The sequence below is a fragment of the Vibrio sp. Vb1026 genome (assembly GCF_033338745.1).
Taxonomy (GTDB): Bacteria; Pseudomonadota; Gammaproteobacteria; order Enterobacterales; family Vibrionaceae; genus Vibrio; species Vibrio alginolyticus.
Map to the genome: position 1 here is coordinate 56,928 of NZ_JAWOTH010000017.1, position 19,037 is coordinate 75,964.

At 45.7% G+C, this 19,037-nt stretch carries 31 protein-coding genes; 26 read left to right on the forward strand and 5 right to left on the reverse strand.

Annotated features, from left to right (window positions below; all coding sequences use genetic code 11):
- The first annotated feature begins 1 nt into the window (after position 1).
- The 12 genes from R7E47_RS19890 (at position 2) to R7E47_RS19945 (ending at position 5,516) form a co-directional block, all read left to right on the forward strand.
- Positions 2 to 502: a hypothetical protein gene (locus R7E47_RS19890; protein ID WP_206954363.1), complete on the forward strand. Its 501-nt coding sequence runs from the start codon at positions 2 to 4 to the stop codon at positions 500 to 502.
- Positions 503 to 566: 64 nt separating this feature from the next.
- Entirely contained in the window at positions 567 to 1,031 is a 465-nt protein-coding gene (locus tag R7E47_RS19895) for a hypothetical protein (RefSeq protein ID WP_238952809.1), read from the forward strand.
- A gap of 2 nt (positions 1,032 to 1,033) precedes the next feature.
- A complete protein-coding gene (locus tag R7E47_RS19900) occupies positions 1,034 to 1,762 on the forward strand; it encodes a VRR-NUC domain-containing protein (protein ID WP_206954361.1) in 729 nt (242 codons plus the stop codon).
- Between the two features lie 26 nt (positions 1,763 to 1,788).
- Entirely contained in the window at positions 1,789 to 2,487 is a 699-nt protein-coding gene (locus R7E47_RS19905; protein ID WP_017634077.1) for a hypothetical protein, read from the forward strand.
- A gap of 119 nt (positions 2,488 to 2,606) precedes the next feature.
- Positions 2,607 to 2,876 carry a hypothetical protein gene (locus R7E47_RS19910; protein WP_169628924.1) on the forward strand — a complete coding sequence of 90 codons (270 nt, stop codon included), beginning with the start codon at positions 2,607 to 2,609 and terminating at the stop codon, positions 2,874 to 2,876.
- The gene (locus R7E47_RS19915; protein WP_238952810.1) at positions 2,855 to 3,178 is read left to right on the forward strand and encodes an HU family DNA-binding protein; all 324 of its coding nucleotides are present in this window, start codon (positions 2,855 to 2,857) and stop codon (positions 3,176 to 3,178) included. The genes R7E47_RS19910 and R7E47_RS19915 overlap by 22 nt, the downstream gene beginning before the upstream one ends.
- Positions 3,178 to 3,474 (forward strand): HU family DNA-binding protein, encoded by a 297-nt coding sequence (locus R7E47_RS19920; RefSeq protein ID WP_158159308.1) that lies wholly within the window; start codon positions 3,178 to 3,180, stop codon positions 3,472 to 3,474. Before R7E47_RS19915 ends, R7E47_RS19920 begins: the two co-directional genes overlap by 1 nt.
- Positions 3,467 to 3,709 (forward strand): hypothetical protein, encoded by a 243-nt coding sequence (locus R7E47_RS19925; protein WP_017634081.1) that lies wholly within the window; start codon positions 3,467 to 3,469, stop codon positions 3,707 to 3,709. The genes R7E47_RS19920 and R7E47_RS19925 overlap by 8 nt, the downstream gene beginning before the upstream one ends.
- Positions 3,687 to 4,325, forward strand: a complete 639-nt coding sequence (locus R7E47_RS19930; RefSeq protein WP_025558929.1) for a DNA N-6-adenine-methyltransferase — start codon at positions 3,687 to 3,689, stop codon at positions 4,323 to 4,325. The genes R7E47_RS19925 and R7E47_RS19930 overlap by 23 nt, the downstream gene beginning before the upstream one ends.
- A 14-nt stretch (positions 4,326 to 4,339) precedes the next feature.
- The gene (locus tag R7E47_RS19935) at positions 4,340 to 4,825 is read left to right on the forward strand and encodes a hypothetical protein (protein WP_161607483.1); all 486 of its coding nucleotides are present in this window, start codon (positions 4,340 to 4,342) and stop codon (positions 4,823 to 4,825) included.
- The gene (locus tag R7E47_RS19940; protein WP_206954359.1) at positions 4,818 to 5,087 is read left to right on the forward strand and encodes a hypothetical protein; all 270 of its coding nucleotides are present in this window, start codon (positions 4,818 to 4,820) and stop codon (positions 5,085 to 5,087) included. The genes R7E47_RS19935 and R7E47_RS19940 overlap by 8 nt, the downstream gene beginning before the upstream one ends.
- Positions 5,088 to 5,327: 240 nt before the next feature.
- A complete protein-coding gene (locus R7E47_RS19945) occupies positions 5,328 to 5,516 on the forward strand; it encodes a hypothetical protein (RefSeq protein WP_213963491.1) in 189 nt (62 codons plus the stop codon).
- A 414-nt stretch (positions 5,517 to 5,930) separates the two neighbouring features.
- Here R7E47_RS19945 and R7E47_RS19950 read toward each other — a convergent pair whose 3' ends face one another.
- Both R7E47_RS19950 and R7E47_RS19955 read right to left on the reverse strand, forming a co-directional pair.
- Positions 5,931 to 6,446 (reverse strand): hypothetical protein, encoded by a 516-nt coding sequence (locus R7E47_RS19950; RefSeq protein ID WP_318085033.1) that lies wholly within the window; start codon positions 6,444 to 6,446, stop codon positions 5,931 to 5,933.
- Entirely contained in the window at positions 6,443 to 6,838 is a 396-nt protein-coding gene (locus tag R7E47_RS19955) for a hypothetical protein (protein WP_206954353.1), read from the reverse strand. Before R7E47_RS19955 ends, R7E47_RS19950 begins: the two co-directional genes overlap by 4 nt.
- Positions 6,839 to 7,146: 308 nt before the next feature.
- Between R7E47_RS19955 and R7E47_RS19960 the strand changes: the two genes are divergently transcribed.
- Both R7E47_RS19960 and R7E47_RS19965 read left to right on the forward strand, forming a co-directional pair.
- Positions 7,147 to 8,541 carry a hypothetical protein gene (locus R7E47_RS19960; protein ID WP_017634086.1) on the forward strand — a complete coding sequence of 465 codons (1,395 nt, stop codon included), beginning with the start codon at positions 7,147 to 7,149 and terminating at the stop codon, positions 8,539 to 8,541.
- Entirely contained in the window at positions 8,534 to 10,030 is a 1,497-nt protein-coding gene (locus tag R7E47_RS19965; protein WP_017634087.1) for a hypothetical protein, read from the forward strand. Before R7E47_RS19960 ends, R7E47_RS19965 begins: the two co-directional genes overlap by 8 nt.
- A 108-nt stretch (positions 10,031 to 10,138) precedes the next feature.
- On the opposite strand, the gene R7E47_RS19970 is transcribed toward R7E47_RS19965, so the two are convergent.
- Entirely contained in the window at positions 10,139 to 11,026 is an 888-nt protein-coding gene (locus R7E47_RS19970; protein ID WP_017634088.1) for a hypothetical protein, read from the reverse strand.
- 1,045 nt (positions 11,027 to 12,071) lie between these two features.
- Here R7E47_RS19970 and R7E47_RS19975 point away from each other — a divergent pair.
- The 12 genes from R7E47_RS19975 to R7E47_RS20025 all read left to right on the forward strand — a co-directional run bounded on the left by R7E47_RS19975 (position 12,072) and on the right by R7E47_RS20025 (position 17,529).
- Complete coding sequence (locus tag R7E47_RS19975; protein WP_064369724.1) at positions 12,072 to 12,530, forward strand: hypothetical protein; 459 nt, start codon at positions 12,072 to 12,074, stop codon at positions 12,528 to 12,530.
- Positions 12,530 to 13,159, forward strand: coding sequence for a tyrosine-type recombinase/integrase (locus tag R7E47_RS19980; protein ID WP_054866453.1), 630 nt, complete (start codon positions 12,530 to 12,532; stop codon positions 13,157 to 13,159). Before R7E47_RS19975 ends, R7E47_RS19980 begins: the two co-directional genes overlap by 1 nt.
- 309 nt (positions 13,160 to 13,468) lie before the next feature.
- Complete coding sequence (locus R7E47_RS19985) at positions 13,469 to 13,990, forward strand: Fe3+-citrate ABC transporter substrate-binding protein (protein ID WP_212668980.1); 522 nt, start codon at positions 13,469 to 13,471, stop codon at positions 13,988 to 13,990.
- Positions 13,991 to 14,108: 118 nt separating this feature from the next.
- Positions 14,109 to 14,366 (forward strand): hypothetical protein, encoded by a 258-nt coding sequence (locus R7E47_RS19990; RefSeq protein ID WP_206954352.1) that lies wholly within the window; start codon positions 14,109 to 14,111, stop codon positions 14,364 to 14,366.
- A gap of 67 nt (positions 14,367 to 14,433) precedes the next feature.
- Positions 14,434 to 14,667, forward strand: coding sequence for a hypothetical protein (locus tag R7E47_RS19995; protein WP_206954350.1), 234 nt, complete (start codon positions 14,434 to 14,436; stop codon positions 14,665 to 14,667).
- A 73-nt stretch (positions 14,668 to 14,740) separates the two neighbouring features.
- The gene (locus tag R7E47_RS20000) at positions 14,741 to 15,139 is read left to right on the forward strand and encodes a hypothetical protein (RefSeq protein WP_206954348.1); all 399 of its coding nucleotides are present in this window, start codon (positions 14,741 to 14,743) and stop codon (positions 15,137 to 15,139) included.
- Entirely contained in the window at positions 15,136 to 15,594 is a 459-nt protein-coding gene (locus R7E47_RS20005) for a hypothetical protein (protein WP_206954347.1), read from the forward strand. The genes R7E47_RS20000 and R7E47_RS20005 overlap by 4 nt, the downstream gene beginning before the upstream one ends.
- A 194-nt stretch (positions 15,595 to 15,788) precedes the next feature.
- Positions 15,789 to 16,292, forward strand: coding sequence for a hypothetical protein (locus R7E47_RS20010; RefSeq protein WP_206954342.1), 504 nt, complete (start codon positions 15,789 to 15,791; stop codon positions 16,290 to 16,292).
- Entirely contained in the window at positions 16,238 to 16,474 is a 237-nt protein-coding gene (locus R7E47_RS25525) for a DUF4236 domain-containing protein (RefSeq protein WP_140203140.1), read from the forward strand. Before R7E47_RS20010 ends, R7E47_RS25525 begins: the two co-directional genes overlap by 55 nt.
- Positions 16,464 to 16,805 (forward strand): hypothetical protein, encoded by a 342-nt coding sequence (locus R7E47_RS20015; RefSeq protein ID WP_206954340.1) that lies wholly within the window; start codon positions 16,464 to 16,466, stop codon positions 16,803 to 16,805. Before R7E47_RS25525 ends, R7E47_RS20015 begins: the two co-directional genes overlap by 11 nt.
- 77 nt (positions 16,806 to 16,882) lie before the next feature.
- Positions 16,883 to 17,134, forward strand: coding sequence for a hypothetical protein (locus tag R7E47_RS20020; RefSeq protein ID WP_206954339.1), 252 nt, complete (start codon positions 16,883 to 16,885; stop codon positions 17,132 to 17,134).
- The gene (locus R7E47_RS20025) at positions 17,122 to 17,529 is read left to right on the forward strand and encodes a hypothetical protein (RefSeq protein ID WP_318085034.1); all 408 of its coding nucleotides are present in this window, start codon (positions 17,122 to 17,124) and stop codon (positions 17,527 to 17,529) included. The genes R7E47_RS20020 and R7E47_RS20025 overlap by 13 nt, the downstream gene beginning before the upstream one ends.
- A gap of 251 nt (positions 17,530 to 17,780) precedes the next feature.
- On the opposite strand, the gene R7E47_RS20030 is transcribed toward R7E47_RS20025, so the two are convergent.
- Complete coding sequence (locus tag R7E47_RS20030; RefSeq protein ID WP_206954335.1) at positions 17,781 to 18,275, reverse strand: hypothetical protein; 495 nt, start codon at positions 18,273 to 18,275, stop codon at positions 17,781 to 17,783.
- Positions 18,276 to 18,467: 192 nt separating this feature from the next.
- Positions 18,468 to 18,890: a hypothetical protein gene (locus R7E47_RS20035; protein ID WP_140051843.1), complete on the reverse strand. Its 423-nt coding sequence runs from the start codon at positions 18,888 to 18,890 to the stop codon at positions 18,468 to 18,470.
- Positions 18,891 to 19,037: the final 147 nt, after the last annotated feature.

Sequence of the window (19,037 nt, forward strand, 5' to 3'; positions counted from 1 at the left end):
AATGACTGAGCAACATTGCGGAACAAGACTTGTTAAAGGGCTGTCTTTTAAATTTGACGAGGAAAACAAGCGTGTTCACTTAAGTCCAAGTTTTTATTTTGACCATTTAAGAAATGTTCGTGAATCGATGAGGCGCAAGCTTGATGAACGAATGTCGGGTGCGCCAGATTCGGTGCTTAAGAGCTTTCCAAAGCTCTTTAATAGTGTATTGGCTGACGAGCGTTTGATGACATTCTCTCAAAAGTGCTCCGAAGTATTGAGTAAGCCTTGTGAGAGCCGTGAGGATGCGCGTCAACAAATGGGAAACATTGCTAGCGAGCTGGCCAATCAATGTAACAAGCAAGTGGCCAAGGTGCTAAGAGCTGAAAATGACATTTTAAAATCGAAAAACGCAAGCCTTGAGGGGCAGCCATCCCCAATTGAGCTGATAGCGATGGTGCTGGAATCGATGCGCTCAAAAGCTCGCAAAGTACATAACCCCGAAATAAGCACAATACACTAATCGAAAGATCATAACGTTAGGCCGCCTTGCCAAGCAGTGTGAGGCGGCAAAAAAGAGGTACAAAGTGGCTAACGTTAACGACTCCAATATCATTTCCCGTTTGTTATCCATTCCTGAGTGTTATCAGCTCGATTTCTTTGTTCGCAGTGCGCCAGCTATCCAAGACGACTCAACCTATTGGGACACGCTAGGAACGCTATGGAAAGCGCAAGGCTCGCACCAACATCAATGTGTGTGGTCGTCCCTGTTGACGTGCCCGAGACGCAACAAGCACAAGGTGATGAAATCGTCAGAGCGCAAGGCGTTCGCCAAGCTACCCAAGGTGATCACGGCCTACCGAGCTATCAATGACGAATCCGAAATCGAAACCGCACTTTGTTGGACGCTATCTGAGGACATTGCTAAGCGTGTTTTCTCGCAAGGTGGCTGCCGCAAAGTGGTAGCTAAGCAATTCACCAAGGACGAGGTATTTGCCTACTTTAACCGCCGTAAGGAACAAGAGATTTTAGTAACACAAGGGCTTATCTAGTTATGGCCAAGGCACCACGATTCGATCACTCTTTCCTCGCAAACCAAGTCGCTAAGCGCAAGAAGTGGAAAAGCAAAGGCCTGAAAGCTGGCCACGGTGGCGACTTCAATATCGATGCAGCACTTAACGAGATTAACCGTTCTGTTAATCACATCATCAATCCGGTATCGATAAACGTCCCTAATACCGCGCTGGTGGATAAGTCGGAACTACCAGCTTGGCTTATCCGTATTCTTGAGAAAGACAATGACGTTGCGCGCGCTGCAACACAGAAGAAAGTGGAACTGGATTCACCACACAAAACGCGCCTTGCACAAGGGATTAAGCGCCCGAAAGAGTTTAACGACACGAAACTGGCCGAACACTGGTTACAGGTGCGTTTGTTCTACACGTTAGAGACGCAGTACAAGGACATTTACCCACTGGTTTTCTCAATCCCGAACGGTGGCTATCGAACACCTAAAGCGGCTTCGATGATGAGCTATGAGGGACAAAAGAAAGGTGTGCCAGATATATTTTTTCCTATCCCGAGAGGGGTGTATCACGGGTTCTTTTTGGAGGTAAAAACGGAAAAAGGTCGCCCAAGTAAGGAACAACAGGAAAAGATAAAAATGTTCCAAAATCTAGGGTATTACGTGGTTGTGGCCAAGGGGTTTGATGAGTGCATTTGTCAAATTAATAGCTATCTCCAATTGCCAACATTTGATAACAAAACTAGACTAGCCGCATAAGTATATAAAAAGGGCTTAGTTATCTCATGTTAGCGAGTGAATATCACAGCATTGGCCAAAAGCCAGTTGATTTAGACGTGTTAGAAGCAACAAAGGTAGTCCGTAACTTCCTATGCGATTACCTTTACTATGACAAGTTGTTGCTAAGCTATGCTCCCGCAGGGGAATTTGGTAGCGCTCAAGCGTATCGCTGGCTTACTGGTGGTCATATTTGTGACTACGATGCTACTGGCGACACAATTGCACCAAGAGAGAAGATCAACTATCGAGTCATTAGAATGCTATTCGATGCTGGTCTAATCAAAGTAAAAACCAACATCCGAACGCCACATACTCGCTGCGTTATCTTTGAATGGGTTCGAGACATTAAGAAATATCGTCGTGAAATCCTCCGTACTAAAATCTTTGGCGAGAATGTTTACCTCACTAGCGCAATGATTGATGCTACAGCGGCGCAATATGGTCTGACCGTGACGTTTGTCGGTGCGAGAGGTGTCTTTGAGATATTGGATGGTAATGGCAACTCAATCCCGAACGGCCAAGCCAAGAACACCTACATATTCATGAATAGTGTTGGTGAGCCAGTAGGCCGACTACGTGATATGTCCTATTGGGAATGGGAACAATACTTATACGACACAGCGACACGCGCCAAGCTGCGCAAAACGCCTCTCAAAGTTCGTGATGGCATGCGCAGCCACTTTTCGGAGTTCAAACGAGCTTAACGCCAATCCTTGATCATCTTTCCACAAATACCGCCTATATGGGCGGTATTTTTTTGTATTAAAAACAGAAATCGTGTTCGGAATATTTACGGCGTGTTCGGAATGGTTATAATCGTCGCATGGCAGGACGTAAACCCAAAAAAGACGCCTTGACGCCTCAACAGCGCTGGAATCGTCATCTGGCCAAAATGGCTAGGTTCGACATTAAACGTCAATACTATCGCGCCAGCGCGACACAACGAGAGCAAATTAGGCGACTCCAAATAGAACTTGGCTGTAGCAGTCGAGAAGAACTGGTTCTTTACGCCATTAATCTTCTAGGCCAACAGCACGGAATTTATCTGAAAGATATTCAAGAGGACTTAGCGTGTCTAAACAAAAAGCCGTAGGTAAGCACGAACTGATCTCAGCAATGAAAAAAGAAACGGGCGCATTACGTGAAGAATGCGAGCTGGTTTTTGATGCCTTTATCGAAGAAATCTCAACTCAAACCATGATTGAGGGCAATGCTGTATTGCTTAGTGGTTTCGGTACGTTCGCACCTCGCCTTAAGAAAGCGCGAGCTGGCCGTAATCCAAAAACGGGAACACCAGCGATTGTAGCTGCGCGAGACAAGCTGACTTTTAGTGCATCGGATGTATTCCGCGATGAGCTGGCAAACAAGGTAAACGAGATCAAGGGGGCACATTAATGAGCACACGCTTAAACCGAACTGACATTGAAAGAAACATTTCTAAACGCCTTGGCTTAAAGCTTACTGGTGATGATGCAGAGCTGGTGGGCGATTGTCTGGACGCAATGATCAATCACATTCTGGTTGAGATTGCGAAAGGCCGTGAGGTGCAAATTCGAGGCTTTGGCCGTTTCCGTCACATAGAGCGTGAACGCACAACCATTAATCCGGCGACGAAAGAGCGCTTAGGTGTCAAAACCGAGCACAGCGTATTGTTCTCTGCTTACAAGGGCATGGTACGCGTCCATGAATGATAGCAAGGCAATTGGGCTACGTGTCTTTATCGGCTCTGTTCGACTACTGGCCATAACCATTGTGTTAGCGCTGGTGGCTGTTGTCGGTATTGGCACATACAGCTTTTATGGATTGGTGGTCTATCCAAAGATAGAGCGAGTGAAGATTGATTTGGACGCAGAACGTATCGAGCGCATTACGGTAGCGGCCAAGAGTGGGGAGAAGTCAGAGAATGGCGCACCTAGTCAAAAGTAAAACCGTCGAGGGCGCAAAGAACAAATGGGCGACTCGTTGGGACTGTTTCTTTGATGCTCAATTCCTCTTTCGACGTGATACCGGAAAAGAGTTTGTTTTAGACGTGGCCGCCGAGCCACAAACCGCCAAGGTAAACCGCTTCTACGTGGCTCCTGACTGGATTAACGAACAGCCGAGTGGATTCCCAAGCCTTAAACCAAAACACAAAGCAGCTCAGCTTCTAAACCCTGTTTGTGTTGGGTTCGATGGCCTACAAGGCGAATGGGAAGATGGCTGGTGGTGCAATCCTCCGTTCGACCTTAAGTTTGAGTTTCTGGAAAAGGCGCTAGAACAAGCCAGAAAAGGCCGTGACGGCATGATGCTGTTACCACATGAAGAACTCACAACGTGGTGGCTGGACTTGGTTGAGGGCTACGCCACGATGATTTACAAGCCGGATGGCCGTTACCCGTTCTATGAGACAGACGGACACACCAAAAAGCAAGGCGTGAACTTCGGCAGTGCCTTAGTGCTCTTTACCGAGAAAGGTCTACAAACACCATCCATGCGCTTTAACCGTAAGGTAGGCAGAACGCACCTTACTGGTATCTATGAGCAAATCGCAAAAGTGGCTTAAGGGAGTGAGCCGCTATGAGTATTCAATATCAGGGTCAACCAATGAGCGTGTACCGTCTCGCTCAGTTAACTGGCTATCCAATGACCTCCCTCTATCGCGCGTATCACAAAGGACTACGAACCGGAGAGGAACTACTGGCCGAGGCTACCAAGCACCTTGTGACCTACCAAGGCAAGGTAATGACCGCAAGACAGCTATGCGCCGCTACCGATACCAGTTACCGCAGAGTGCTAAGACGCCTTAAGGCTGGTGTACCCGCTGAAAAGGCCGTAAAGGACAACGTAGACCGCCGAGGAAAGAACTGCGCATCCAAGTTATCCCCTAGTGAAGTTCTACGCATCTATGAGCTGTTATTCACTAAACAGGTATGCCAACACACGTTAGCCGAGGAATACGGCGTACACCAGTCCACGATTAGCGACATATGGCGACATAAACGTTGGGGATGGCTCACTGCTCCGCTTCGATACCAGTTAGAGGGGAAAGCAAGCAATGAGTAAGACAGGAAAGACAAGAGCCTATGTATTCACGCTTAAGGTGAAGAAAGCTCGCCTAGTGACGGTGCTTAGATTCAAACATCAATGGTTAGCCTACATGGCCATCAAGCATCTGAAAAAGCGATTCTGGTTTGCTGACCTACAGTTTAGGCAAATCACGACTTTTAATGCGCTCTGGTACTTGTTTTTGATAAAGATTGGCTACTATGAAACGCTCAAGAAAGCCACCAGCAAAAAGCGACAGAAAAAATCTTTAAATGGGTAAAAGTCACAAAATGAAATACAAACTTATATTGTGATGTGTTCGGAATGAGTTTAGTATTGTTTCCATAGGACAGTGACGGATACGACTTCCTATACGGTGCGCTTGTTTAATAAGGTTGTGCAAGCGTTGTAGGGTAAAACCTACAGGCTCCCAAAGAGGGCAAAGGGTTGATCTTCGAAAGAGGGTCAGCCCTTTGTTCTATCTATCCCCTACCAAAGAACGCCTATGAGAGTAGGCACTATGAGAAAAGTTCACGAACTATTCTGGTATCGCAAACACGATCGCATCCTTAAGCGAGAGCTGGCCAAGGATAAGCTGTACACCAAAGAGCTGGATAACGCCCTACGCAAGATGATTCACGAGACAAACAATCATCTAAAGCAAACTGAAAGCGAAAAAATACTTGAACTGATAATTCCGAACAGATAAATTTATTCATACGCGAGTTACATAGTTGCCATTGTGACGACCGTGTTTTCCTTTAAAAATCTTAGACAACTGTGCTCAAGCGCCTTTGGTTATTCCATTGGCGCTTTTTTCTTGATTTTTCGAGGTAAGTATCAATATAATTGCCTTGTTTTCGTGTGAAGCGTACAGCTTCGGCGAGTGATTCAAAGAAGGTTTGCAAAAGAGAGTTAAAGAGCTGGTAGAAATACTGGCTCTTTTTTTATGTGTCGCGTTTCAACCTATTGAAAAGGCGTTTTGAGTGTCCTATATTTACCTCGCTCGCAAGAAAATGGACGTGGATACTCCAAAATATAGATGGCCAATTGATTGGTTATTGAATTACCTGTTATTGACAACTCCTCAAAATCAAAAGGCCACGGTAAAACGTGGCCTTTTTTATGTCAAAAACGTCATTTTCAGAAAGTCTATTCGGAATGACAAAGGCCGTAAAAAGCCAACTAAAATACATGCTACCGAGAAAATGAATACGCATGTGATTCGCTGGTGGCTCCCCGAAGCGAATAGATTCAAACAGTACCTATCAAATGGGGTAAAAATCGGCACTGGCTGGCGGTTTAGCACATCCCCAAGCCAATGCGAGATACAACCGCATCCAAATCCACACAGAATTGCACCTAGAATCGTGCTGGTGGCTTTTAACGCCTCAATGAGTACGAATGTATCCCCTATTGCCAAATGATAGCCATAAGCCGTTACAGCGAGCCATATTGAAAGGATGTGGGTGTAAGTTCGGTGCGGGATTCTGTCAAATTCAAGCCAGTCCGGTGCGCTCGAACCGCTTAAGCAACCAAGAAATGCCAGGATTGAATGCAGTGGTGTTGTGTCTGCCATTAAGGCGAGAGGAACGGGCGCAAAGCACAGTGCGCCCCAAGCGTGTCCAGTTCGGTTCATTCAGCTTCGCATCGAGCGCAATAGGCATAGACGATAGCACTCATCGCTATGGTTCGATTGCGGTAGTTGGTGGCCAATTTCTCAAACGTCTTTGCCACTTCGGGGTCAATCCAAGGACTGATTTGGCGTGTCCCTACTAGGTCGCCCTCGATTACTTCGGGGTGCTTTTCTGGTAGTTGGTTTGGATCGGTGTTGTTGATGGCCAACTGATACAGCTCGGTCAGGGTAATCCCGTTCTGTTCACATTGTTCGCATGCTTTTGCGTGAGCAAGGTGTGAAATTCGCACTTGAAGTAGCGCTAATCCCTTTTCCCGTTGGCGGGTTCTAAACATGGCTTGTCGTGCTTTGGTTTTGGCTTTGTGTCTGAATTTGATGCGCTCGGGTGCTTTCAAGGGGTATTCCTTTCGTCACGTAGCGCGTTGTCTTGGGTATGGGGGAAAGGTGGCTAGTGAGATAACGCAGCCAATTACTATATCGTGCCGCAGAATCAATTGTACATGAGTAGCGTTACTCACTAGCTGGCCATGATTATATGCAGAAAATCGTTACTGTAAACACTATTTAATGTCGCGTTATCAAATTTTGTCTTTAAAACCTTATTGACAATCAAATGATTGTTTTAACTGACCTCGTTCGTATTGTTGTTACCTGTTTAAACTCTGTATTATTCCGAACGTAACAAAATGAATGGGGTTTAACCGTGTCCGGCAAGATTGACTATCAGGCTCACCAACAGCAGTTTTGGGAGCAGTTAGAGAAGCAGCCGACTTTGACGCTGGCCGAGTATTGCGAAGCCAACGGATTGAAGTACGGCACCGCTAAGCGATATATAAAACGGCCAGCCAAAACGGGCGGCAAGTTCCAACCGTCCGTTATGCCAAAAATCAAAGCGAAAAAGACCAGTCAGGGCAATGACTGGCATTCCCTTTTGAAAGAATTTCTCGTGCGTGGCGCTCAAAACCCAACGCTCACGATGGCCGCTTTTGCGAAAGATAAAGGGGTGAACGGTGCGACATTGCGCCGCCAGTTTAATTCCATGCGATCGCTGCCCGAGTTTGATCGATTATTTGATCTTTACGATGAGCAATTAGCGAAATTTCAAGAAGCGAAAAACGACAAGAAGAAAAAAAGGGCTGATAAATCAAAGTCCAAAGAAGCGGGGGCAACTGCGCAAGCGCAAAGTGCGCAAGGCGATCGCGCGAAAACAGGGGGTATTGGATCACTGCGCAAGCCGCGATCAGTTGAGGGACTTTCGCAGTATTCCAGTGCTCAAGTGGGTCGCCCTGTTGTGCATGGTGGTTATGCCCGTAGTGCGGGTATTACTGGCGAAATCATGGATATTCTCATGGATACCGATCCGCTTTCGGTTTGCAACGAACTGATTATTGCCCGTTCGCAGTATTACCGAATGAATGAGACGTTAGCTAAACGCCTTAAAGAGATCGATGAAATGGAAGAAAGCGGAGACATTCCGCTCGATGACGAAAACCAGCCAGTAGACATAAACGCCATGCGTGACCGTCTCATCTTTGGCTATGGCACCAGATTGCGTGAACTGGAATTAAGTATTTCCACGATGGCCAAACAAGAGGCCAAGCGCTACATCGATTTGCGTAAACAGGAATACGCTGAATTGATGATGCCACACTTACTGCCAGCGGAAGAAACCAGCCTAGTAATAGAAATGCTTTCTCTGCGCACTAAGAACAACTGGACAGCCTTAGAGACGTGTCAGCAAATCGAGAAGTTAGGCGCACGTCCACCAGCAACGCTATTGCATGAAGCTAAGGTTGAACTAGCGAACCTAGAGCCAGAAGTAGACGACACTGGTATCAGTGAGCAAGAGCTGGATGAACTGTTTGATGACTACACGTTAGAGCAGATTGAGCAGCAAGATAACTGGCTACCTGCGCGCAAAGAAGAAGTAAACCGACGAATCAAAGAAGCCGAAGACCTAGAGAACGGCGTAGAACCTACCCTATCCCCATCCCAAATACAAAACGAAGCCGCTAAAGAGCAAGCCTATGATGACCTCGATAACGAGGGAGTGTCGGGGTTTGACGATGTAGACAGCTTCGAGGTACTTGGTGGCTAGACGAATAAAGAGCGTAACACAAGATCCCCGTTACCCTGCCCTAGTTAAGCGGTATCGCTATGACTGGAAACGCCTCGCTGTTGAGCTAGTCGGTAAGAAGCCGAGCTGGCAGCAGCGCAAAATCATTGATAGTGCTCAGCGTATTGGTGCGCGAACGACTGTCAGCTCTGGCCACGGTACAGGCAAGTCAGACATGACCAGTATCATGATCATTGCTTTCATGCTCTGCTTCCCCAATGCGCGTGTTGTGCTGGTGGCGAACAACGCGAGACAGGTACAAATCGGTGTATGGAAGTACCTAAAATCCAACTGGAACACGCTCTTACAAAAGCATGGTTGGTTACAGCAATACTTCACCATTACCGAGACAGCCTTTTTTGAAAACTCAGCAAAAGGTATCTGGCAAACCAGTGCTAAATCGTGCCGTATTGGTAACGAGGAAGCGCTAGCGGGTGAACACGCTAAACACTTGTTTGTCATTGTCGATGAGGCGTCAGGCGTCTCTGACAAGGCTTTTGGTGTGTTAGCGGGTGCATTGACCGAGAAAGATAACCGAATGCTGCTATTGAGCCAGCCAACGCGCCCTAGCGGCTATTTCTACGATACGCATCACCGATTAGCCGAGCCTAGTGGTCGATGGCGAGCCATCCGGCTTAACTCCGAGGAATCGCCGTTCGTAACCGTGGAATTTATCCTCGATAAGCGATTGGAGTATGGCGGTCGAGAGGCACCGGAATACCTGATTAAAGTACGTGGGGAGTTCCCAAGTTCCATTGCTGGCATGCTGCTTAGTCGGGATGCACTGGACAAAAGCGCAAGGCTCAATCTCGATATGCCCGATGGTTGGGGTTGGGCTGCGCTGGTGGACGTGGGTAATGGTCGTGACCGCTCGATACTCAATATCTGCAAGGTTTGGGGTCAACGCATGGAGCGCATCGTTAAGAGCGTGAAATTGCTTGAACAACCAAGCACGGTCGATCCGGTTCGGTTCGCTGACATTATCCATGCAGAGTGTAGTGAGGACTTGTACCCAAACATCACGATAGCAGTGGATAGTGACGGTGTAGGTTATGACACGGCGACTTGCTTAGAACGCTACGGACGGCGCGTACAGCGCATTCGTTGGGGTAAGAAGATGCACTCCACCAGCGACAAGCAGCGTTTCTTTAACCAGCGTGCGTATGCCAATGTTATGGCTCGGGATGCGATAAACCAAGGCCGCATGCAGATAGATAAGAACGTCAAGACGGCAGAACAAGGCAGTAAAATACCTTGTGCAATCAACGAGTCAGGCCAATGGGTAATGATGCCAAAACCTATGATGAAAGAGAAAATGAACATCCCATCACCTGACCGTTGGGATACATACTGCTTTTCTCAATTGGTAGATTATGTGCCGCACGAAATGGAAGTAACAGAGAGCATGCTAGAGTCTCGCAGTTCCGTAGAACAATGGGTACTGGAAGCGCTTGAATCGGACGATGCTTAATTCCGTTGGTGCCAACATATAAAAGTAATATGAAAAGGTGGCGATACCGCTAAATATCGCCACCAAATCACCAATCAAAGCGGAACAACAATAATTTAGCTTAAAACCTTAGTTCACTAATCCATCGAACTGCGAACGTGCTTTGCTTTCGTTCTTGCTTCTAAGCTCTTTTCTGGCTTCACGAATAGCGTCAACTTCGCTTTCTATATACATATTAGCGTTAGGGTACAGTACCGACTTAAAAGCATTCGCTTCATCGAATATCGAACGTCCCTCAGTGGTGTTGTTTGTGATTAGCACATCGTGATCTTTACAAGAGCGATGCCTAATTAGAACAAGGCCACCAGCGTTAACGTGAACCTTTTTAGCTACGCGAGAAATGCCGCCATTGTTGCCATCATAGGTATGGATAATAGCGACAATGTCATTGTGTTCTTGACCGCGCTTTCTAAACTCAACGTCTGCATTGTCTTTGAAGTATTTCAATTCATTCAATGCAGTGTTTTTATTGTTAGTGAGCTGTTCTTTCTCATCTTCTGGAAGATCGTAGGAGAGTTTACGGTCTAGGTCGCGTAGGTATGCTTCAAGTCTTTTGGCTAGACGTGCACCAGTGACTTTCTGGCTGCTAGCTGCTTTATTAATTGTGATGTTAACGCGACGGACGTTCTCAATTACGGTCGTCTCTTTAAATGAGTTAGATGAGCTGTTGAAGTATTGAGGTGCGCGCTCTAAAAGCTCTTTATTGGCTGATTTCGCGGCCTCAATATACTCAAGTAAACGAGTGGTCGGATTACCACGTTTTACTACAGCTACGATGCGATCATTGAATAGTCCACTATCTTCCTTGCCATCTATTTGTTCGGAAAAAGTCGCGCGGTGCTTCAAGGCACGTTTTAGGCGCGCATCTGCCGTTTGTTTGTTTGCAAGTAATTGATTAAGTGTTTCTATATCAATAGCTTTTAAATCTTTAATTTCAGTATTTTTTTTATTAATCATGGTGAACGGTTGCTCCAAATTACATTGGAGGATAAAGGTTACACTCCATCCCTGAGCGTACGCGAGTAACGAAAAACCCTACCTTTATCCTTGATGCGTAGCATACCGTTTTTGTGTTCGGAATTAAATAAAAAACGAACAGAAGAACGTTATAAGTGTTGCTTTTTAAGCGGAGAAGTGATCTCGAACGAAGTTTAATACGTCATCACGATTAATGGATGAATTGCATAGTGCGTTCGGATGCGATTGGATAAGATGCATCATGCAAATGTCGGTCGCGTCATCGAGGAACGAGCTGCTAAATACATCTAGGGACAGGTCACATTTATCTAGTATTTCGACTGGAATTAATTGATTCAACGTGCAGTGCATATCTATATCTCTTAAGCCAATTGACTGGATAGCCAATACGTATATAGCTCTGATTTGGAAAGAGTTTAGGGGATTCTCGCCAACCGAGCTGATGTTCGCGGAGTATTATGAGACTGTGATCTTTGATTGTCTAGATATGCAAAATAATGCAAACATATCGTTACTAGCAGTTAGGTTTTGAGAACGTGACCTATACCGCATAATAATTGAGGATATGCATGTTTGTTCGTGTCGCGTGACGGCGTAACACCGTCATTATATTGCCACAGACGGGTTATTGTCGTAGTGAGTTTCAAAAAAACCTCTTTTAGTTTCAGTTCTACACAGAACTGAAACTAACTTAACCAATGCTTTGTCGCTGGTCATCGACGCAAAAAGACATAAAATCCAATAAAAACAACAACTTATCAAATATCTAAGATTGCTTTCTAATCCTGGCATTTTGTGTGAATGAGCCTAAATATTCCATAGGAATATTAATAAAAAATGGCTTCTTGCTGGTGGTGTTTTGAGCACTATTGCGTTATTTATCAAAAGTTGATTAATTTCCCGCTTTTGGAACTCTTTGTACTTTCAATAGAAGTATTCCGAACAGGGTTGCAAAAGATATTCCGTTGGAATATATTGTGTTCCGAGCAAACACTGGCATTTTGCCAAAAAAGGATCAGCAAAAATGTTTAAAAAAAATGAATTGGTGTCGCTTTCGGATGAATGGGCGAGCAAACGCAGTGCCATCCAAGAGCGTCATCATGACCTTATTCTTATCTCTCTGGATGAGCTAATCAATGAATGTGGAGGCCAAGAGCAAGCCGCCGCTGTCATTCGCAACTTCTACGGCTTGCCTTGTGTGCAAGGCACGATCAGCAAGGCGCGAAAAGGCGCCAATGCCCTAAAGATTCGCTCTCAGCTTCGCTTTGCTATCAATACCATTAAAGAGCCTCAAAGTGTTCAAGCACAAACCAAGATGATTAACCACTTTGGCCGCCTACCTGTTCACCACGATTTTGTGTGTGTCGATGGGGAACTCGGCTTGTTCTTGGGTTTTGGCTTGCTATCTCGAACCCTACAAATTCAGGTGTTCGTTGGTGGTGAGTTTAAGACGGTTAATGCTAATGAAGTGGAGTTGATCTAATGGCTGCTTTCCCTGCGCGTGACTTAGACGAATTGGAAAAAATCATCCGTTTAATGGATGACATAAACCCGCTTATCTCGATGATGATTGAAATGGAAGTGCGTACAGGTTTACGTTATTGCGACATTTCGAAGCTAAAATTCAGCGATGTGATGATAAATGGCGTGATTAGGTCGTCATTTACCATTGTGCAGTCTAAAGGCTTCAAAGGCCGTATGACCCGAGGTAAGAGTGAAAAGGCCGCTAAAGAAGCCGCCCGAATCACCATCCACGTTAACGCCGAACTGGAAGAACTGATTAAGCGTATCTACCTACACAATGGCCATAATGAGTTGATGTTTCAATCCAATCACCACTTGGCCAAAAAGGGCAATGCGATCAGCATCCAGTACATCAACCGAGCGTATAAGCGCATAGCAATGGAGTTGAGGTTGCCATACCAGCTATCAACACACTCGATGCGAAAAATGTACGCCATGCTACTGCTTGAAAAGAAAGCCTCTTTGAAAGTGATTAAGGACGCGCTTGGTCATTCTAGTGTTGCTGTGACTGACCACTACTTAAGAACGTTCCACGATGAAGCGAAAGAGTACACAACAGGTATTTCATTAAAACCAAAGGCAGAATAAAGGGAGGGGAAATTATGTGTAAAGCTTTGATGAACGCGAACTTGCGAGTGAACGAATTTAAGCTTCGACAACAGGAACTTTCCCGAACCCCGATTCCGAATGAGCTCAAACCAAAGGTAAGAGAATTAATGAAGCAAGGGTTCAGCAAAAAGGCAATCAAGCTAGTGCTTGGTTGCAGCTATGATGACTTAAAGACTATCAATCTGTCGCATTAATTAGGAATATAAAAAACATAGTTACGCTGTAACGTTATTCATTTGGCCAAGAAAGGGCAGCAATGGCCAGTTAAATCCAACCGAAAGGAATCGCATGTTTTGTTTTTTTGAGGGTTATAGAGTGTCAGAGTGTCGTAACGCTTATGCTTATTTCGTATCTAACACAGGCTATCGATTTATCACCAAGAAAAAGACTTGCTACGCCGTTAGTGTACCTAAGCCGGAGGGTGGTTATATTCGTCGTTCTGTCGGGTTTGTTCGCATTGGTGAAAAGAAAGGACTACGCAAGGCAACCAAAATACGCAACCAAATCGGCAAGGAACTATGGGGGCGTTGTTGGGATCGCGTTCGCAAGCAATTCAACTTACTGGCGCGGTTGCCGAAAAGTCTCGACCCACGGTTAACTACCATTGATGGTAAGCAATACTATGTGGCACGGTACACCAAGTACGATGAGAACGACCAGAAGCGCGAGCATTTCATTAAGGTAAGTGTGAGCGCTCATGGGAAATTGGCGGCATGGACTCTTGCTAAGAGAAAGTTACTCAAAGCTCACAGCGATGTGATGGACGTATTGTTACACATTGAAAAGGTCAGCAGCGTACAACTTAAATAGTTTTGCTGCCGCCTACATACATTCCGAACACACCTTGTAAATCTAAACTCTATGGTTATAATCTACTCCTAATGTAAAACGTGACGTTTTAAACATACAAAAACGACGAGTTTGCATCATGGCACAGATTACACCGATTAAATTATGTGAGTTCAAACGGCTGGTGGAACATGGCCACCAGCTCAATATCGTCGCTCAGCAGCAAGCAAGCGGCGGTTTTTCTCTTATTGCCATCGATAACACTACCGATGACATAAAAGCCTACTCAGTGCGCTACACGCGCGACGATAAACCAAGAGAATGGCGATTAGACCGACTAGCAGCAATCCTTGAAGAATCCAAGGTTAGGCGGTTTGAAGTGCGCCACTTTCAGTAAACCACATACCGGCTACAGCAAAAGCCGGTATCTCGATACAAAACCACCAGCACACAGTAAAAGAAACATGAGCATTTCATTTAGCACATTCATATCTATTGCGTTTTGGATCAGCGCAATCACCATATTCATCCTATCCGCTTGGGTGCTCCACCTTGCCTTAAGCGAGAAAGTTCGCCGCATCAAAGAACGCCGCCGAGTTGAGCGTATTAACGCGCATTACCACGCTTGGGCGATGACCGTCTCAGATTCCCAATATTGGGTACTACGCCGCAATACAGAGCGTCAGCTAAACAAATAACCAACGATAACAAACCTATGGCGCTTGGTAGCGTTGATGCGCTGCCTTGCCCGAGCCAGAGAGAGCAGAAACTATGTGTATTTGGCCATTCTCGACCATCAAAAGACAACAAAGCGAAATCAAACGACTTAATGCCCTAGTGCATCAATTAAACGCTGGTACGGCAGCGAAATACTGCCAAATAATGGAAGATGAAAGCGTCGATGAGGAACTTAAACGCTCACTACTTCATAACCTTGCAGCAGCGTTCGTGGGTTACTTCAAACACAAGAAAGCGAACAACTACCAATTCCTTGATTACGTGGATAGCGCGCTCAATCAGCAATTCTCGATCGTCATCCAGAAAGAGAGCGGCCAAACACCAACAGCCACACTGATTCGCATTAAAAAGGCAGCATACGACCTAATGAATGCTACCAACGAAGAAGAAGTAGAAGCGGCAATGACAACACTAAGAGAGTTAACCAGATGAGTGATCTAATACGAGTTGTATCGGTTGGATTTCATAAGAACCAACCTTATCTATGTGAAATTCAGTGCCACAAGGACGAACAGGAACGCCCTATTGTAGATGGATTCCGTTTTCTGGATGCTTCCAAGGTCTTTAACGATGACTGGAAAGCGAACTTGCTAGCACTAATTGGCAATGATCATGCAGTAGTGTCCAGTCATGGTTGCGGCTGCTTCATTTACGAGTTCCTACGCAGCAAGGTTAAGACGCAAAACGTATTTATCCCACAAGGCGAAACAAGCCGCTTTGCTAGCGCGCGTGTGAATCTCTTATTTGAGTTGGCGGGACTGGTGGCGAGTGATACTGGCCATGATATTAAGCGCGAGCTGGTGGCCATTACGGCAAAGGCCAATGGACTGTCCATAAACCTCGCTCACTGGATGCGATCGCTCTTTCTACTGCGTTCGCGGGTTTGAAACGACTAATCCCTTTATCGGATGATGATGGTAATGAACATGATTAACTGGCCAGCGTTCTGGTTGGCCGTTGCGTTTTTCTTTGTGCTGGAATGCGTGTTCCATATGCTCAAGTTGCCCGAGTTCCCGCGCATTGTGATCGGCCTTGTTCTGGTCGTCCTCATGTCGGATTTTATATTTAAGGCGGTGTCTTGATGAACCTAATCACCAGTACAGAGAACCACTTTGCCACGGTAGCAAGTAACTCAAAGATTGATGCCATGCGTTTTGCGATGGCCTGTATTAAGCACAATCCCAAACGTCGCGTTCTGTTTGTATGTTCAGTCCAGGATAAGCACGAATATCTATCCCTGATTGAAGATTGCCTAATGGTAGAGAAAATCGTTGAACACAGTGGCGAGGTTTACCTTAAGAACGCCGACACATGTGGCCGACCATCGATCATGTTTCAACACTACCGTAGTGGTCGAGAGGAAGCGCTGGCGGGTTGGTGTCTACATAACTTTAAGATCATCGTTAACGAATCCTACTTAACCGATAAGGCCAAACAGGTGCTAATGGCCACAATAACCAATGATGATAACGCCCTGATAGTGACAGGGGCGACTGGCACCAAGAATGCAAACCACTTTGAGTACATACCATGCGAAAAACGAACATTACTTTCCGCAAGTCATTCCGAATATCTGGCCTTATAAGGGTTAACTTTGGCAAAACTGGCTTTACTAGCGTCTCAATTGGTGGGCGCTGGTTAACGCTCAATATTGGCCGTAGAGGCGTTTATGTCCAAGGGTCATTGTTTGGTACTGGTTTGGGCGCAAAACGCTGGATATGGAAGCCTACGCGCCAGAAAGAAGCACAAAAGAACTATGAGAAGTAGAACACAACTCGTCATCGATGCGCTTGAGGCTGAATACAAGCGACTTGAGAAGAAAGCAGCACGATATAGGGCGCAACAAGAAATGCCTTTGTTAGCGTTCTTTGAGCTGCGAAAAGAAATCCAAGAAAAGCTACCAACGCTTGATGCTGGAACACGCGCCTTTTCCAACTATGTGCGCCAATCCAATAAGAAACTGGCCGAACTGAAAATAGAACAAGCCAAGTACGAGAAGCGCGATATTAGCAAGGTCATACACAAAGAAGCGGTATGCCTAGAGGAAATGGCCACCATTCAAAGATTGATCGAGTTCGAGAAAATGCGAGCAATGTAAGTATGAGAGGACGACAAGCAACCATCCTGATTTGTGACGATTACGATAGCGAGCTGGCTATTTAAAGAAAGTCGTTTTTGCCCGTCAGTGTAGCCAGTGCATTAAACCAAAAGGCCGCCTTTGCTGGTGGCCTATCCGATGGCCGGAGCGGTAAGACGTATTCACGCCAAGTCATGCGCCAATACGCCAGCTTTAAGCGCGAGATACCGAGCTTAACGGCCTTTGTCGAAGCGTGTGGCCAGTTCGAACTAAAACCGTATCAGAGAGATCTTATCGAAAGGCTTGAGGCCAATCGAAACGTTAAAGGGGGATTGATATGTCTTGGTTAAGTAAACTGTTTGGCAAGCTGCGATTTTCAAACGTAGCTGCATCTATCTCAAGTATTAGCGCTGGTAGCGAAATCAGAATCAACGGCAAGGTCTATAAGGGCAACTCTATCTCGATCGATAATGATGGCCGTGTGTTTGTGGACGACAAGCTACAAGAAGATATTAAGAGCGTGAATATCAACATCCATATCAACGGCGATGTGGGCGATATTGACGCTGGTTCGGGTAGTGTCCAATGCAATGAGGCAAGGTCAATTAACACTGGCTCGGGTAACGTGAAATGCGGAGACGTTGGCGGGGATGTTCGTACAGGTGCGGGCGATGTGGTGTGTGGTCGCGTTCGTGGCCGAGTGACCACCAGCTCCGGTAACGTATCTCAACGAGTTTGTGTTTAATTCTCCCTATCTTATATAGGTTGTAACTATCCGAGAATTGTCAATTATGATAATTGATAGGTATAAACTATTGGAAAATGATACGGAGTATCGTGATAATTAACTTGCTAACACATACTGGAACTCTTTTAGAGGGTGTTGGTGTCGGAGGTGACTCCCCTAGTCAGTGAACAGGATAATCTAATAAACAAAGACCAGACCAGATTTATATTTCCGTATGAAAGAGCGCCATTTAGGCGCTTTTTTCATATCTAACGCTTTCTATTCAGAATCGACTTGCCTTGCAGCCTTTGCGAAAGTATCCAGCTAACCCTCTTTGGCTTGCCTTTGGGTAATGTGTCGCGTCCCCACGCATCAAGCTCATACGCAGAATTGACCTTCATCTTTAATTCGCCAGTTGTTCCGTGCGGCTTCGTCAAACTAAAGAAAATCGCATAGTCATAAGCTTCCATGTAGTGATAGGACTCTCCTTTCTTGGAGAGATATGGCACTGCATAGTGTTCTATAAGGTTGTTCTGAATTAGGTTGGGCAGCTCTTTGCTTCTGGCGTAGCGCTCATGACACCAATAGCGTTGCTCCTTTTTAAAAAGCATCGCTCCATTTTCTTTTTGGTCAGTAAAGCAGTGGTTAGAGTAGCTAACGTGCAGCTTTACTTCTTGGCCATCAACCATGACATAGTGCTCAGAGCTTTGTAGGTGAGAAAGGTCGTAGAAATTGCCATCAATAGTAAAGCCTGTCCAAGTCATCTTTTATCCTTTATCTTTTTCGATTGGGACATTTTACTTTATTTTTCAAAGTGGGTTCACGTTGGGGTTTTGTTTTCCCTGACGCAATCACGCCGAAACAGAAAACCAACCCCAAATATGACTATATGATGTGATTAGGTCGTGAATCATCACTCTTAAAGGCGCATTTTGACCAACTTTTACCAGTGAGACTCACTGCACCTGCAAAGGAACGTTCAGAAATGATGCCAACTCTTGCGCCATCGACTCGTCTATAAGGTCGTGCCAATAGGTAAATCCATTGAACGTCATCGAGAAACGAAACAGCTCAGTAAAGTGGTCTGTTACCTCAAATTCTACGTTCACATCCTGCGGCGCGGTAACTGTGCCAGCTCCGTATAGATTCAGCAGCCATGTTCCTGTTAATGGGTTAGGCTTCACCAGTAGTGCCTTATGGCCACCAGCAAAGAACAGAGTAATGCGCTCGATGCCTGATTCCTTGGCCTCTCTATCTTCTTGGGCTGCCCGTTGTCTTTCTTGGGCTAGGTTGAACTTCTGCATGGTTTTCTCTAAGCGGTCAGGGCTCATATTGGTTAGCTTGTCGAGTACCTTGTCCAAATCAATCTTATCGTTCACGTTGTTTTCCTTGCTGGTGGTGTTGTTTGAGCTACACATTAACAGCAATTGGCGGGTAAAAGTAGTTGTTGAATCAATGTTATAGGGTGTAATGGTTGGGGGTGTGGATTAACGCGACTACGCTGACTAAGGAACGGCACAAGATCT

Bases quoted from the DNA above. Each gene is read 5' to 3' on its own strand.
- R7E47_RS19985 (WP_212668980.1), top strand. From the start codon at position 13,469: ATGTTTTGTTTTTTTGAGGGTTATAGAGTGTCAGAGTGTCGTAACGCT.
- R7E47_RS20010 (WP_206954342.1), top strand. From the start codon at position 15,789: ATGAACCTAATCACCAGTACAGAGAACCACTTTGCCACGGTAGCAAGT.
- R7E47_RS19995 (WP_206954350.1), top strand. From the start codon at position 14,434: ATGAGCATTTCATTTAGCACATTCATATCTATTGCGTTTTGGATCAGC.
- R7E47_RS19905 (WP_017634077.1), top strand. From the start codon at position 1,789: ATGTTAGCGAGTGAATATCACAGCATTGGCCAAAAGCCAGTTGATTTA.
- R7E47_RS20025 (WP_318085034.1), top strand. From the start codon at position 17,122: ATGTCTTGGTTAAGTAAACTGTTTGGCAAGCTGCGATTTTCAAACGTA.
- R7E47_RS19940 (WP_206954359.1), top strand. From the start codon at position 4,818: ATGAGTAAGACAGGAAAGACAAGAGCCTATGTATTCACGCTTAAGGTG.
- R7E47_RS19925 (WP_017634081.1), top strand. From the start codon at position 3,467: ATGAATGATAGCAAGGCAATTGGGCTACGTGTCTTTATCGGCTCTGTT.
- R7E47_RS20030 (WP_206954335.1), bottom strand. From the start codon at position 18,275: ATGACTTGGACAGGCTTTACTATTGATGGCAATTTCTACGACCTTTCT.
- R7E47_RS19950 (WP_318085033.1), bottom strand. From the start codon at position 6,446: ATGAACCGAACTGGACACGCTTGGGGCGCACTGTGCTTTGCGCCCGTT.
- R7E47_RS20005 (WP_206954347.1), top strand. From the start codon at position 15,136: ATGAGTGATCTAATACGAGTTGTATCGGTTGGATTTCATAAGAACCAA.
- R7E47_RS25525 (WP_140203140.1), top strand. From the start codon at position 16,238: ATGCGAAAAACGAACATTACTTTCCGCAAGTCATTCCGAATATCTGGC.
- R7E47_RS19920 (WP_158159308.1), top strand. From the start codon at position 3,178: ATGAGCACACGCTTAAACCGAACTGACATTGAAAGAAACATTTCTAAA.
- R7E47_RS19990 (WP_206954352.1), top strand. From the start codon at position 14,109: ATGGCACAGATTACACCGATTAAATTATGTGAGTTCAAACGGCTGGTG.
- R7E47_RS19900 (WP_206954361.1), top strand. From the start codon at position 1,034: ATGGCCAAGGCACCACGATTCGATCACTCTTTCCTCGCAAACCAAGTC.
- R7E47_RS19890 (WP_206954363.1), top strand. From the start codon at position 2: ATGACTGAGCAACATTGCGGAACAAGACTTGTTAAAGGGCTGTCTTTT.
- R7E47_RS19935 (WP_161607483.1), top strand. From the start codon at position 4,340: ATGAGTATTCAATATCAGGGTCAACCAATGAGCGTGTACCGTCTCGCT.
- R7E47_RS19910 (WP_169628924.1), top strand. From the start codon at position 2,607: ATGGCAGGACGTAAACCCAAAAAAGACGCCTTGACGCCTCAACAGCGC.
- R7E47_RS20000 (WP_206954348.1), top strand. From the start codon at position 14,741: ATGTGTATTTGGCCATTCTCGACCATCAAAAGACAACAAAGCGAAATC.
- R7E47_RS19945 (WP_213963491.1), top strand. From the start codon at position 5,328: ATGAGAAAAGTTCACGAACTATTCTGGTATCGCAAACACGATCGCATC.
- R7E47_RS19980 (WP_054866453.1), top strand. From the start codon at position 12,530: ATGGCTGCTTTCCCTGCGCGTGACTTAGACGAATTGGAAAAAATCATC.
- R7E47_RS19975 (WP_064369724.1), top strand. From the start codon at position 12,072: ATGTTTAAAAAAAATGAATTGGTGTCGCTTTCGGATGAATGGGCGAGC.
- R7E47_RS19970 (WP_017634088.1), bottom strand. From the start codon at position 11,026: ATGATTAATAAAAAAAATACTGAAATTAAAGATTTAAAAGCTATTGAT.
- R7E47_RS19930 (WP_025558929.1), top strand. From the start codon at position 3,687: ATGGCGCACCTAGTCAAAAGTAAAACCGTCGAGGGCGCAAAGAACAAA.
- R7E47_RS20015 (WP_206954340.1), top strand. From the start codon at position 16,464: ATGAGAAGTAGAACACAACTCGTCATCGATGCGCTTGAGGCTGAATAC.